Raw genomic sequence first — 15,114 nt, forward strand, 5'->3', positions numbered from 1 at the left:
AGGCCCTGCGCGCCTCGCTCAAGGAGACCGAACGCCTGCGGCAGCACAACAAGCAGCTCGACGCCGCCACCCGCGAACCCCTGGCCATCATCGGCCTGAGCTGCCGCCTGCCCGGCGGCGCGGACAACCCCGAAGCACTGTGGCGCCTGGTCACCGGCGGCGTGGACGCGGTCGGCGACCTGCCGACCAACCGCGGCTGGGACCCGGCCACCATCTACGACGCGGACGCCACCGGCCCGCAGGCCACCGAGGCCGGATTCCTCTACGACGCCACCGAGTTCGACGCCGACTTCTTCGGCATCTCCCCTCGGGAAGCGGCCGCGATGGACCCGCAGCAGCGGCTGCTGCTGGAGGCGTCCTGGACCGCGATCGAGCACGCGGGCATCGACCCGACCGCGTTGCACGGCAAGCCGGTCGGCGTGTTCGCCGGGGTCTCCGGCCAGGGCTACGGCGTTGGTCTCCAGCAGGCGGGCACCGGCTCGGAGGGCTACTTCCTCACCGGCGGCGCCACCGCGGTCGCCTCCGGCCGCATCGCCTACACCCTCGGCCTGTCCGGTCCCGCGGTCACCATCGACACGGCGTGCTCCTCCTCGCTGGTCGCCCTGCACCTGGCCGCGCAGTCGCTGCGCACCGGGGAATGCGAACTGGCCCTGGTCGGCGGCGTCGCGGTGATGGCCACCCCCGGCGCGTTCACCGAGTTCTCCCGGCAGAGCGGCCTGGCGCCCGACGGCCGGTGCAAGTCCTTCTCCTCCACCGCCGACGGCGTCGGCTGGGGCGAGGGCGTCGGCGTGCTGCTGGTCGCCCGCCTCGCCGACGCCCAGCGCCTCGGTCACCGCATCCTCGCGGTGGTGCGCGGCAGCGCGATCAACCAGGACGGCGCCTCCAACGGCCTCACCGCCCCCAGCGGCCCGGCCCAGCAGCGCGTCATCCGCGCCGCACTGGCCAACGCCCGACTGTCCACTTCGGACGTCGACGTGGTCGAGGCGCACGGCACCGGCACCACCCTCGGCGACCCGATCGAGGCGCAGGCCCTGCTCGCCACCTACGGGCAGGACCGGGAAACCCCGCTGTGGCTGGGATCCCTCAAGTCCAACATCGGCCACACCCAGGCCGCCTCCGGCATCGCGGGCGTCATCAAGATGGTCCTCGCGCTCAACCACGGTGTGCTGCCGCGCACCCTGCACGTGGACGAGCCGAGCCCGCACGTGGACTGGTCGGCCGGGTCGGTCGCACTGCTCACCGAGGAACAGCCCTGGCCCGAGGGCGTGCGCCGGGCCGCGGTGTCCAGCTTCGGCGTGAGCGGCACCAACGCGCACGTCATCCTGGAACAGGCCCCCGCCGCCGAACCAGGCACCCCGGGCACCCCGATCCTCGACGTGGCCCCGATCCTGCTCTCCGCCAAGGGCCTCGACGCCCTGCGCGCCCAGGCCACCGCCCTCCGCCAGGTGGACGCGCCCCTGTCCGACCTGGCCTACTCGACGCTCACCGCGCGCGCCAAGCTCAGCCACCGCGCCCTCGTGCTCGCCGACACCCGCGACACCCTGCGCACCGCCCTGGACGCCCTCGCCACCGGTGACACCGCCCCCGGCCTGATCCAGGGCACGGTGACCGAGGGCCGCACCGCGTTCCTGTTCTCCGGCCAGGGTTCCCAGCGCCTGGGCATGGGCCGCGAGCTGGCCGCGAAGTTCCCGGTCTTCGCCGAGGCATTCGACGCGGTCTGCACCGAACTGGACCGGCACCTGGACCGCCCGCTGGGCGAGGTCCTCGACACCGAGGACCTGCACCAGACCGGCTACACCCAGCCCGCCCTGTTCGCCATCGAGGTCGCGCTGTACCGCCTGGTCGAATCCTTCGGCGTCACCCCCGATGTCGTGGCAGGCCACTCCATCGGCGAGCTGGCCGCCGCGCACATCGCGGGCGTGTTCTCCCTCCCCGACGCCGCCAGGCTGGTCGCCGCGCGCGGCCGGTTGATGCAGGCGCTGCCCGCCGGTGGCGCGATGGTCGCCGTGCAGGCCAGGGAGGACGAGGTCCGGGCGACGGACGAGGTGGCCATCGCCGCGATCAACGGTCCGGACTCGGTGGTCATTTCCGGGACCGAGTCCGCCGTGCTCGCGCTGGCCGCCGAGTTCGCCGCCCAGGGCCGCAAGACCCGGCGGCTCCAGGTCAGCCACGCCTTCCACTCCCCGCTGATGGACGGCATGCTCGCCGACTTCCGCGCGGTCGCCGAGACGATCTCCTTCGCCACCCCGGTGATCCCGCTGGTCTCCACGCTCACCGGCCTGCCGGTCTCGGCCGAACTGACCAGCCCGGAGTACTGGGTGCGGCACGTGCGCGAATCGGTGCGCTTCGCCGACGCACTGCGCTGCCTGGCCGAGGACGAGGTGGTCACCTTCCTGGAGATCGGCCCCGGCGGCGTGTTGTCCGCACTGGGTCAGGAAACCCTGGACGCGGCCTTCCTACCGCTGCTGCGCAAGGACCGCGCCGAACCCGAGGCCCTGCTCACCGGCCTGGCCGAGGCCCTGGTCCGCGGCGTCGAGGTGGATCTGTCCACTGTGGCCGGTGGCGGCCGGATCGACCTGCCCGGCTACCCGTTCCAGCGGCAGCACTACTGGCTGGACGGCGCGGCCCCCGCCGACGCCGCCGCACTCGGCCTGACCACCGCCGAGCACCCGCTGCTCGGCGCGGCCCTGCCACTGCCCGGCAGCGACGGGTTCGTGTTCACCGGCAGCCTCTCCCTGCGCACCCACCCCTGGCTGGCCGACCACACCGTGCTGGACACGGTCCTGTTGCCCGGCACCGCCTTCGTCGACCTGGCCCTGCACGCGGGCCGCCAGCTCGGCGCGGACACCGTGGCCGAACTGACCATCGAGGCCCCGGTGGTGCTGCCCGCCGACGGCGCGGTCCAGCTCCAGCTCGCGGTCACCGCCCTGGACGAGACCGGCCGCCGCGGCCTGACCCTGCACTCCCGCACCGGCGACAGCTGGCTGCGGCACGCCAGCGGCCTGCTCGCCACCGACTCCGCACCCGCCAAGCCGGAAGGCGCGTGGCCGCCCGCTGACGCCGTCCCGGTGGACGTCTCCGGGCTCTACGACCGGGTCGCCGAATGGGGCTATGACTACGGCCCCACCTTCCAGGGCCTCAAGGCCGCCTGGCAGCACGGCACCGACGTGCTCGCCGAGGTCACCCTGCCCGACAACGACGGCGCCGCGTTCGGCGTGCACCCGGCCCTGCTGGACGCCGCACTGCACGCGGTCGGCCTGGGCACCCTGATCGCCGACACCGGCCAGGCCCGGCTGCCGTTCCTGTGGAACGACGTCAGCCTGCACCAGCCCGGCGCCTCCACCGTCCGCGTCCGCCTCACCCCGGTCGCCGCCGACGCCGTCTCGCTCACCCTGTCCGACACCGCGGGCAACCCGGTCGCCTCGATCGGCTCGCTGGTGCTGCGCCCGGTCTCCGCCGAAGCGCTCCAGACCGCCAGGGACAGCAACGACTCGCTGTTCCGCCTTGACTGGACCGAACTGTCCACAGTGGAGGCCGAGCTGACCGACGCGGTGCTGGTGCACAGCACCGAGTCCGACGTCCGGGCCGCCACCGCGCACATCCTCCAGGCCGCCCAGGACTTCCTGGCCAACCCGGAACTCGCGCTGGACCGGCTGATCGTGGTCACCGCCAACGCGGACACCGACCTGGCCGCCGCCGCGGTACACGGCCTGATCCGCGCCGCCCAGGCCGAGGAGCCGGGCCGGTTCGTCCTGGTCGACACCGACGACCAGGCCCTGATCGGCGCCGCGGTGGCCACCGGCGAACCCGAACTCCGGATCCGCGACGGCAAGATCTACGCACCACGCCTGGCTCGCGCCACCGGCACCGCGGCCAAGCTCGACGGCCCGGTGCTGGTGACCGGCGCGACCGGCAGCCTCGGCGCGCTGTTCGCCCGCCACCTGGTCACCGAGCACGGCGTCCGCGACCTGGTGCTCACCAGCCGCCGCGGCCTTGACGCCCCCGGCGCCACCGAACTCCGCGACGAGCTGATCGGCCTGGGCGCCAACGTGATCGTCGCCGCCTGCGACGCCGCCGACCGCGAGGCCCTGGCCGCCCTGCTCGCCGCGCACCCGGTCAACGCCGTGGTGCACACCGCGGGCGTGCTCGACGACGGCATGCTCACCGCGCTCACCCCCGCCCGCCTGGACACCGTGCTGCGCCCCAAACTGGACGCCGCCCGCAACCTGGACGAGCTGACCGGCCCGGACACCACCCTGGTGCTGTTCTCCTCGGCCGCGGCCACCTTCGGCAACGCCGGCCAGGGCAACTACGCCGCCGCCAACGCGGTCCTGGACACCCTGGCCCGCAAGCGTTCCGCCCAGGGCAGGCCCACCGTGTCACTGGCCTGGGGCCTGTGGGCGCAGGGCATGGCCGACGGCGTGGACACCACCCGGCTCACCCGCGGCGTCGTCAACGCACTGTCCACAGCGGACGGTCTCGCGCTGTTCGACGCGGCCCTGGGCTCCGGCGAACCGGTGCTGGTGCCGATGCGCCTGTCCACCAAGGCCACCAGCGCGGAGATCCCGCCGCTGCTGCGCGGCCTGATCAAGCCCAAGCCGCGCAAGGCCACCGAGTCCGGCTCGGACGCGCTGCGCCAGCGGCTGGCCGGACTCGACCTGGACGACCGGGCCACCGCGCTCATCGACCTGGTGCGGGCCAAGGCCGCCGCCGTACTCGGCCACGGCTCCGCGGGTGCGGTGCAGGAAAGCCGGGCCTTCCAGGACCTGGGCTTCGACTCGCTGACCGCGGTCGAACTGCGCAACCAGCTCACCGCGGCCACCGGCCTGCGGCTGCCCGCCACCCTAGTCTTCGACTACCCCACCCCGGTCGCACTCGCCGGCTACCTCCTGGAGGAGCTGCCGGTCGAGCAGACCACCGCCCCGGTGCTGGCCGAACTGGACCGCCTCGCGGCCAGCGTGACCGCACTGACCGGGGACACCCGCGCCGAAGCCATCGCGAAGCTCAGGGCGCTGCTGTCCACAGTGGACGAAATGCCCGACCAGACCCCCGCCGCCCAGCTCGACTCGGCCACCGACGACGAACTCTTCGCCCTCGTCGACTCCGAGCTTGGCGTCCACTGACCACCGACAAGACACACTGAGGGGGCGGCATGTCGCCGACGACTGAGGACAAGCTCCGCGACTACCTGAAGCGGGTCATCGCGGACCTCCAGCAGACCAAGGCGCGCCTGCACGAGGTGGAGGCCGAGGACCGCGAGCCGATCGCGATCGTCGGCATGGCCTGCCGCTACCCCGGCGGGGTCAGCTCGCCCGAGGACCTGTGGCGGCTGGTGGACAGCGGCGGCGACGCCATCTCCGGCTTCCCGGCCAACCGCGGCTGGGACCTCAACGGCCTCTACCACCCCGACCCCGAACACCCCGGCACCTCCTACGTGCGGGAGAGCGGGTTCCTGCACACCGCCGACGAGTTCGACCCCGGCTTCTTCGGCATCTCCCCACGCGAGGCCCTGGCCATGGACCCGCAGCAGCGCCTGCTGCTGGAGACCGCCTGGGAGACCTTCGAGCGCGCGGGCATCGACCCGGTCACGGTGCGCGGCAGCAAGACCGGTGTGTTCGCCGGCCTGATGTACCACGACTACGCGGCCCGCCTGCACAGCGTGCCCGCCGGGGTCGAGGGCTACCTCAGCACCGGCAACTCCGGCAGCGTGGTCTCCGGCCGGGTGTCCTACACCCTTGGCCTGGAAGGGCCGTCGGTCACCATCGACACCGCCTGCTCCTCCTCGCTGGTGGCACTGCACCTGGCCGTGCAGTCCCTGCGCAACGGCGAATGCACCCTCGCGCTGGCCGGTGGCGTGGCGATCATGTCCACCCCCGGCGCCTTCGTCGAGTTCTCCCGCCAGCGCGGACTCGCCCCCGACGGCCGCTCGAAGTCCTTCGCCGCGGCCGCGGACGGCACCTCCTGGTCCGAGGGCGTCGGCATGCTGCTGGTGGAGCGCCTTTCCGACGCGCAGCGCAACGGCCACCCGATCCTCGCGGTGGTGCGCGGCAGCGCGGTCAACCAGGACGGCGCGTCCAACGGCCTCACCGCCCCCAACGGCCCGTCCCAGCGTCGGGTGATCCGCGCCGCGCTGGCCAACGCCCAGCTCACCGCCGAGGACGTGGACGCGGTCGAGGCGCACGGCACCGGCACCGTGCTCGGCGACCCGATCGAGGCCCAGGCCCTGCTCGCCACCTACGGCAAGGAGAAGTCCGCCGAACAGCCGCTCTGGCTCGGCTCGCTCAAGTCCAACCTGGGCCACACCCAGGCCGCCGCGGGCGTCGGCGGCATCATCAAGATGGTCATGGCCCTGCGCAACGGGGTGCTGCCGCAGACCCTGCACGTGGACGAGCCCAGCCCGCACGTCGACTGGTCCGCTGGTGCCGTCTCGCTGCTCACCGAGCCCCAGCCGTGGCCCGAGACCGGCCGCCCGCGCCGCGCCGCCGTGTCCAGCTTCGGCGTCTCCGGCACCAACGCGCACACCATCCTGGAACAGGCCCCCGCGGCCGAAACCGTCGAGCCCGCAACGGCTCCGGCGGTGCTGCCGATCGCGCTGTCCGCCCGCGGCCCCGAGGCCCTGCGTGCCCAGGCCGCCAACCTGCTCGGCTTCCTCGACCGGAACCCGGACCTCCCGCTCGCCGACCTCGGCCGCGCCTTGGCCCTGGGCCGCAGTGCCTTCGAGCACCGCGCCGTCGCCCTCACCCGCGACCCCGCCGACCTGCGCGGCGCCCTCACCGCCCTGTCCGCGGGCACACCCGCCGCGAACCTGGTCACCGGTGAGAGCATCGGCACCGGCAAGGTCGTCTTCGTCTTCCCCGGCCAGGGTTCGCAGTGGCAGGGCATGGCCGTCGAACTCCTGGAAACCTCCCAGGTCTTCGCCGCCCGCCTCACCGAATGCGCCGAGGCCCTGCGCGAGTTCACCGACTGGGACCTCCTCGACGTCCTGCGCAGCGGTGACTTCGACCAGGTCGACGTCGTGCAGCCCGCGCTGTGGGCGGTCATGGTGTCCCTCGCCGCGCTGTGGCGGGCCAACGGCGTCGAGCCCGCCGCGGTGATCGGCCACTCCCAGGGTGAGATCGCCGCCGCAGCCGTCTCCGGCGCGCTGTCGCTGCGGGACGCGGCCAAGGTGGTCGCCCTGCGCAGCAAGGCGATCCGCGCCCTGGCCGGCAAGGGCGGCATGATGTCGGTCTCGCTGCCGGTCGCCGAGGTCGAGGCCCGGCTCACCCGCTGGCAGGGCCGGATCTCGGTCGCCGCGGTCAACGGCAGTGCCTCCGTGGTGGTCGCCGGTGACCCGGACGCCCTGGAAGAGCTGTTCATCGACTGCGAGACCGCGGAAATCCGGGTGCGCAAGATCCCGGTGGACTACGCCTCGCACTCCGCGCACGTCGAGACCATCCACGCCGAACTCCTCGAAGTCCTCAGTGGACTGGAGCCGAAGGCCGCGGAGATCCCGTTCTACTCCACGGTTTTCGCCGAGCGGTTCGACACCACCGGCCTGGACGCCGGGTACTGGTACACCAACCTGCGCCAGACCGTCCGCTTCGAGGAAACCGTCCGGCTGCTGGGCGAGGCGGGGTTCCGGTTCTTCGTCGAGGCCAGCCCGCACCCGGTGCTCACCTTCGGCATCCAGGAAACCGTGGAGGCCGTCGCGGTCGGCTCCCTGCGTCGTGACGAGGGTGGCCTGGACCGCTTCCTGACCTCCCTGTCCGAGGGCCAGGTCCGCGGCCTGCCCGTGCGCTGGGACACCCTGTGGGGCGGCAGCGCGCACCTCGACCTGCCCACCTACGCCTTCCAGCGCAAGCGGTTCTGGCTGGAGGACGGCGCCCCCGTCGTCGAGCACAGCGCGGACCAGGCCGACGCCGAGTTCTGGGCCGCGGTGGAAACCGAGGACCTCGGCACCCTGGCCGCCACCCTCGGCGCGGAGGCCGACACCCTCACCGGCGTGCTGCCGGTGCTGGCCGCCTGGCGCCGCCAGCGCCGCGAGCAGTCCACTGTGGACGGTTGGCGGTACCGGGTGGAATGGCGGTCGGTCACCCCGCCCGCGGCCACCCTCACCGGTGACTGGCTGGTCATCCAGCCCGAGGGCCACACCGAGACCGTGCTGCCCGGCGCGCACGTCCTGGAGATCGGCGGGTCCCTGGACCGCGCCACCCTCGCGGACCGCCTGACCGCACTGGACTTCGCCCCCGCCGGGGTGCTGTCCCTGCTCGCCCTGGACGAATCCCCCCTGGCCGAACACCCCCTGCCCGCCGGACTCGCGGGCACGGTCGTGCTCACCCAGGCCCTCGGCGACGCCGGGATCACCGCACCGCTGTGGTGCGCCACCCGCGGCGCCATCTCCACCTCGGCCACCGACCGCGTCCGCAGCGCGACCCAGGCCCAGGTCTGGGGCCTCGGCCGGGTCATCGCCCTGGAACACCCCGAGCGCTGGGGCGGCCTGGTCGACCTGCCCGACCGCCTCGACGCCACCACCGCCGCCCGCCTGCACGCGGTGCTCGCCGCGGCCGACGAGGACCAGGTCGCCATCCGCGCGGCCGGGGTCTTCGCCCGCCGCCTCGGCCACGCCCCGCTCGGCTCGGCCGCCCCGGTCCGCGACTGGCAGCCCACCGGCACCGCACTGGTCACCGACGGCTCCGGCGCACTCGGCTCGCTGGTCGCGCAGTGGCTGTCCCGCAACGGCATCGAGCACCTGGTGCTCGCCGGAACCCACGACGACAACGCGGAAACCCTGCGCGCCCGACTGGAAGCCGACGGCACCCGGGTCACCCTGGCCGCCTGCGAGGTCGGCGACCGGGCCGCGCTGCGTGCCGTGCTGGCCGAGCACAACCCGGCCACCGTGGTGCACGCCCCGCCGGTCGTCCCGCTGAACCCCTTGGCGGAGACCGATCTGGCCTCCTTCGCCGCCGTGGTCAACGCCAAAACCGCGGCCGCCGCGCACCTGGACGCCCTGCTCGACGACTCGGTCGAGACCGTGGTGTTCTGCTCCTCGGTCGCCGGGATCTGGGGTGGCGGCAACCAGGCCGCCTACGCCGCGGGCACCGCCTACCTGGACGCGCTCGCCGAGGCCCGCCGCGGCCGTGGCCTGCCCGGCACCGCCATCGCGTGGAGCCCGTGGGATGGCGGCGACACCACCACCGAGGACAGCTACGGCGAGTTCCTGCGCCGCCGCGGCGTCACCGCGATGGACCCGGAACTCGCGCTGTCCGCACTGCGCCAGGCCATCGAGCACGACGAGCCGGTGCTCACCGTGGCCGACATCGACTGGGCCCGGTTCGTGCCCGGCTTCACCGCGGCCCGCCCGAGCCACCTCTTCGACGAACTCCCCGAAGCCCAGGTCCTCACCCAGGACGAACCCGCCGCCGCGGTGGAAACCTCCCCGCTGGTGCAGCGCCTCACCGGACTGTCCGAAGTGGACCAGTCCAAGCTGGTCCTCGACCTGGTCCGCACCCAGCTCGCCGCGGTCCTGGAGCACGCCTCCCCGGAGGCCGTCGACGTCAACCGCGCCTTCCGCGAACTCGGCTTCGACTCACTCACCGCGGTCGACCTGCGCAACCGCCTCAACACCGCCACGGGCCTCAAGCTCCCGGCCACCCTGGTCTTCGACTACCCGACCGCCACCGTGCTCGCCGAGCACCTGCGCGGTGAACTCGTCGGCCACGCCGCCCAGATCGCCGGACCCGTCTACACCGCGGCCGCCGACGACGAGCCGATCGCCATCATCGGCATGGCCTGCCGCTTCCCCGGCGGCGTCACCAGCCCGGAAGCGTTGTGGCGGCTCATCGAGGCCGGTGGCGACGCCATCACCGGGTTCCCCACCGACCGCGGCTGGGACCTCGGCGCGCTGATCGACCCCAACGGCCGCACCGGTTCCAGCTACGTCGGCCACGGCGGCTTCCTGCACGACGCGAGCGAGTTCGACCCGGCCTTCTTCGGTATCTCCCCGCGCGAGGCCCTGGCCATGGACCCGCAGCACCGCCTGCTGCTGGAAACCTCCTGGGAGACCTTCGAGCGCGCCGGCATCGACCCTGACTCGTTGCGCGGCAGCCGGACCGGGGTGTTCGCCGGGACCAACGGCCAGCACTACGCCCCGCTGCTGGCCGGCGCCCCGGAGAACCTCTCCGGCTACCTGGCCACCGGCAACGGCGCCAGCGTGCTCTCCGGCCGGGTCTCCTACACCTTCGGCCTGGAAGGCCCGGCGGTCACCGTCGACACGGCCTGCTCCTCCTCGCTGGTCGCGCTGCACTGGGCGGTCCAGTCCCTGCGCAACGGCGAATGCTCCCTCGCCCTGGCCGGTGGCGTGACGATCATGTCCACCCCGGACATGTTCTTCGAGTTCAGCCGCCAGAACGGCCTGGCCCGCGACGGCCGCTCCAAGGCCTTCGCCGCCGCCGCGGACGGCTTCGCCCTGGCCGAGGGCGTTGGCATGCTGCTGGTCGAGCGCCTCTCCGACGCCCGCCGCAACGGGCACCCGGTGCTGGCCATCGTCAAGGGCAGCGCGGTCAACCAGGACGGCGCCAGCAACGGCCTCACCGCCCCCAACGGCCCGTCCCAGCAACGCGTCATCCGCCAGGCCCTCGCCAACGCCGGACTGTCCACTTCGGACGTCGACCTGGTCGAGGCGCACGGCACCGGCACCACCCTCGGCGACCCGATCGAGGCGCAGGCGCTGATCGCGACCTACGGGCAGGACCGGGAAACCCCGCTGTGGCTGGGCTCGCTGAAGTCCAACATCGGGCACACCCAGGCCGCCGCCGGGGTCGCGGGCGTGATGAAGACCGTGCTGGCCATGCGGCACGGCCTGCTGCCCAAGACCCTGCACATCGACGCGCCCAGCCCGCAGATCGACTGGTCCGCCGGATCCGTCTCGCTGCTCACCGAGGCCCAGCCCTGGCCCGAGGGTGTGCGCCGGGCGGCCGTGTCCAGCTTCGGCATCAGCGGCACCAACGCACACGTCATCATCGAAGCGGCTCCAGCCGAGGAGCCGGTCGAAGCCTCCACTGTGGACACCCCGGTGCCGGTGCGGCTCACCGCCCGCACCCCCGAAGCCCTGCGGGGCCAGGCCCGCGCGCTCGCCGCGCACCTGGCGGCCCACCCGCAGACCCACCTGCCCGACCTGGCGCACTCCCTGCTCAACACCCGCGGCGGCTTCGACCAGCGCGCCCTGCTGGTGGCCGCCGACACCGCCGAACTGAGCACCGGCCTGGACGCGCTCGCCAACGGTGAACCGTGGCCCGGCCTCACCACCGGCGTGGCCGCGGCGGGGGAGCAGGTCGCCTTCGTCTTCCCCGGCCAGGGCTCCCAGTGGCTCGGCATGGCCGTGGAGCTGTTCGAGACCAACCAGGTCTTCGCCGACCGCCTCACCGACTGCGCCCAGGCCCTGGCCGAGTTCACCGACTGGGACCTCCTGGAGGTGTTGCGCGGCAACGGCCCCGGCTTCGACCGGGTCGACGTGGTGCAGCCCGCGCTGTGGGCGGTCATGGTCTCCCTCGCCGCCCTCTGGCGCGGCTTCGGCGTCGAACCCTCGGTGGTCGTCGGCCACTCCCAGGGCGAGATCGCCGCCGCCGCGGTCTCCGGCGCACTGTCCCTTCAGGACGCTGCCCGGGTGGTCGCGTTGCGCAGTCAGGCAATCCGGGCGCTGGCTGGCAAGGGCGGCATGATGTCCTTGCCGCTGCCGGTCGCCGAGGTCGAGGACCGGCTGACCCGCTGGGACGGCCGCATCTCGGTCGCCGCCATCAACGGCCCCTCCTCGGTGGTCGTGGCAGGCGAGCCGGACGCCCTCGACGAGTTGTTCGCCGAGTGCGAGACCGCGAACATCCGGGCCCGCAAGATCCCGGTGGACTACGCCTCGCACTCCGCCTACGTCGAGGAGATCCGGGACGAGATCCTGCGTGTGCTGGCTCCCATCCGGCCGCGCAGCTCCGACATCCCGTTCCACTCCACCGTCACCGGTGAGCTGATCGACACCGTCGCGCTGGACGCCGAGTACTGGTACACCAACCTGCGCCAGACCGTCCGGTTCGCCGAGGTCACCCGCTCGCTCGCCGAACAGGGCTACCGCTACTTCGTCGAGGCCAGCCCGCACCCGGTGCTCCTGGTCGGCCTGCAGGAAACCCTGGAGGAGACCGGCGGCAACGCCCTCGCGCTCGGCTCGCTGCGGCGCGAGGAGGGCGGCCTCGGCCGGTTCCTGCTCTCCCTCGGCGAGGCCGCCGTGCGCGGACTGCCGGTCGACTTCGGCCAGGTGCTCACCGGCGCCCGGCGGATCGACCTGCCCACCTACGCCTTCCAGCGCGAGCGCTACTGGCTGGACACCCCGCGCGGCACCGGATCCGACGCCGCCGAACTCGGCCTCACCGCCGCCGAACACCCGCTGCTCGGCGCCGCGATCACCCGCCCCGGCAGCGAGGAACTGCTGTTCACCGGCAGGATCTCGGTGCGCACCCACCCCTGGCTGGCCGACCACGCGGTGCTCGGCTCGATCCTGCTGCCCGGCACCGCCTTCGTCGAACTCGCCCTGCACGCCGCCGCGGCCGCCGGTTGCGACCGGGTGGAGGAACTCACCCTGGCCGCCCCGCTGGTGCTGCCCGAGGACGGCGCGGTCAACCTGCACCTCACCGTCGGCGCACCCGAACCGACCGGCGCCCGCACCCTGACCGTGCACTCCCAGACCGGTGCGGACGAGCCCTGGCAGCTGCACGCCACCGGCGCCCTGCTGCCCGGCCTCGGCACCCCGGTCGCGGTCGGCGCCTGGCCGCCGGCCGGCGCCGAACCCGTTGCCCTGGAAGGTCTCTACGACCGGCTCAGCGAGGCGGGCTACGACTACGGCCCCAGCTTCCAGGGCCTGCGCACCGCCTGGACCAAGGGCGGCGAGGTCTTCGCCGAGGTCACCCTGCCCGAGGACCACCAGGACACCGGCTTCGCGCTGCACCCGGCCCTGCTGGACGCTGCCGTGCAGGCCATCGGCCTCGGCGGCTTCTTCAGCGCCGACCAGGCCCGCCTCCCGTTCGCCTGGACCGGGGTCAGCCTGCACGCCATCGGCGCCACCAGCCTGCGGGTCCGACTGTCCAAGGTGGACGGTGACGGCATCGCGCTCGCGGTCACCGACCCCGCGGGCAACCCGGTCGCCACGGTCGACTCGCTGGTGCTGCGGGCGCTGTCCGCGGACGCCCTCGGCGGCGGCCACCACGACTCGCTGTTCCAGTTCGACTGGGCCACCGTGCCCGTCCCCGGCACCCCGCTGGGCCGGGCCGCGGTCATCGGCGAGGCCCTCGGCGTCGCCGCCGGCCTGCGTACCGCGGGCGTCCGGGTGGACACCCATGCCACGCTGGCAGAACTGACCGAGGTGCCCGAGCTGGTATTCCTGCCACTGCCCACAGTGGACGGACCACTGGCCAAGGCCGCGCACACCGCCACCCTTATCGCTCTTGAGGCGGTACAGGGGTGGCTCGCGGGGGAGCGGTTCGCGCACTCCCGGCTGGTCCTGGTGACCCAGGGCGCGGCCGGACAGGTCACCGATCCGGCCGGGTCCGCGGTCTGGGGCCTGGTCCGCTCGGCCCAGGCCGAGGAGCCCGGCCGGTTCCTGCTCATCGACCTCGACGACCAGGACGCCTCCGCCCGCCAGCTCGCCGCCGCCGCGCAGACCGGCGAACCGCAGCTGGCCATCCGCCAGGGCAAGCTCACCGCACCCCGCCTGGCCCGCGTCCCCAACGTCTCTACCGACCGGTCGGTAGAGAGTGGATCCGCGCTGGTCACCGGCGGTACCGGCACCCTGGGTGCACTGGTCGCCCGGCACCTGGTCACCAGCCGTGGCGTACGCGACCTGGTGCTCACCAGCCGCAGCGGCCCGGCCGCCCCCGGCGCCGCCGAGCTGCGGGACGAGCTGACCGCACTCGGCGCCCGGGTCCGGATCGAGGCCTGCGACGCCGCCGACCGGGATGCCCTGGCCGCACTGCTGGACACCCTTGATCAACCCCTGTCGATCGTGGTGCACGCGGCAGGGGTGCTCGACGACGGCGTGCTCGCCGCGCTCACCCCGGACCGGCTGGCCAAGGTGCTGCGGCCCAAGGTCGACGCAGCGGTCAACCTGCACGAACTCACCGGCGAGGTGTCCGAGTTCGTCCTGTTCTCCAGCGCCGCCAGCACCTTCGGCGGCGCAGGCCAGGGCAACTACGCCGCGGCCAACGCCTTCCTGGACGGACTCGCCGCCTACCGCCGTGAGCAGGGCAAACCCGCCGTGTCCCTGGCCTGGGGCCTGTGGGCGCAGACCAGCGGCATGACCGGCCACCTGGACGAGGCCGAACTGGGGCGGCTGGCCAGGGCGGGCATGGCACCCCTGTCTTCAGAACAGGGGTTGGCACTGCTGGACGCGGCCAGCACAGTGGAATCGGCGGTGCTGGTGCCCATCAGGTTGGACACCACGGCGCTGCGGGCACAGGCCGAGGTGCCCGCCCTGCTGCGCGGGCTCGTCCGCAAGCCCGGTCGTCGAACGGCGACCGGCGCGGCCCCGGACGCCACGGCGCTCACGCAGCGACTGCACGGCCGCACCGGCGCCCAGCGGCGCGAGGTGCTGCTGGACCTGGTCCGCGGGCAGGTTGCCGCGGTGCTGGGCCACTCCTCGCCGGAAGCGGTGGAGGAGAGCAAGGGCTTCCTGGAACTCGGGTTCGACTCGCTCACCGCGGTCGAGCTGCGGAACCGGCTGAACGCGGCCACCGGCCTGCGATTGGCCGCGACGCTGGTCTTCGACCACCCGACTCCGGAAGCACTGGCCGCGCACCTTGACGACACCGTGCCCCAGGACACGGCCCCGGCGGGTGGCAGCCCGCTGCTGGCCGAACTGGACCGGCTGGAGGCCAGCCTGTCGGTGATCGTGCCCGACGACCTGTCCGGGATCGCCCCGGACGAGGAGTCCCGCGCACGCATCACCCTCCGGCTGAAGTCCTTGCTGGACCGGTGGACCGAGGCCAACGGCGCGAGGGCGGCCGAGGACCTGGAGACCGCGACCGACGACGACCTGTTCGACCTCATTGGCAAGGAGTTCGGGATCTCCTAAGGGATTCCGGAACTGGGGAGAAGGGAACC

At 73.5% G+C, this 15,114-nt stretch carries 1 protein-coding gene and 1 pseudogene; both read left to right on the forward strand.

All coding sequences use genetic code 11. The features are described from left to right. Positions 1–17 precede the first annotated feature (17 nt). Positions 18–5,123, forward strand: a pseudogene (locus HNR67_RS16180) (type I polyketide synthase); the annotation flags it as partial. A 77-nt stretch (positions 5,124–5,200) separates the two neighbouring features. Beyond that, a complete protein-coding gene (locus HNR67_RS16185; protein WP_407645178.1) occupies positions 5,201–15,085 on the forward strand; it encodes a type I polyketide synthase in 9,885 nt (3,294 codons plus the stop codon). Positions 15,086–15,114 lie beyond the last annotated feature (29 nt).

Source organism: Crossiella cryophila (genome assembly GCF_014204915.1).
In the GTDB taxonomy this organism is placed as follows: Bacteria; Actinomycetota; Actinomycetes; order Mycobacteriales; family Pseudonocardiaceae; genus Crossiella; species Crossiella cryophila.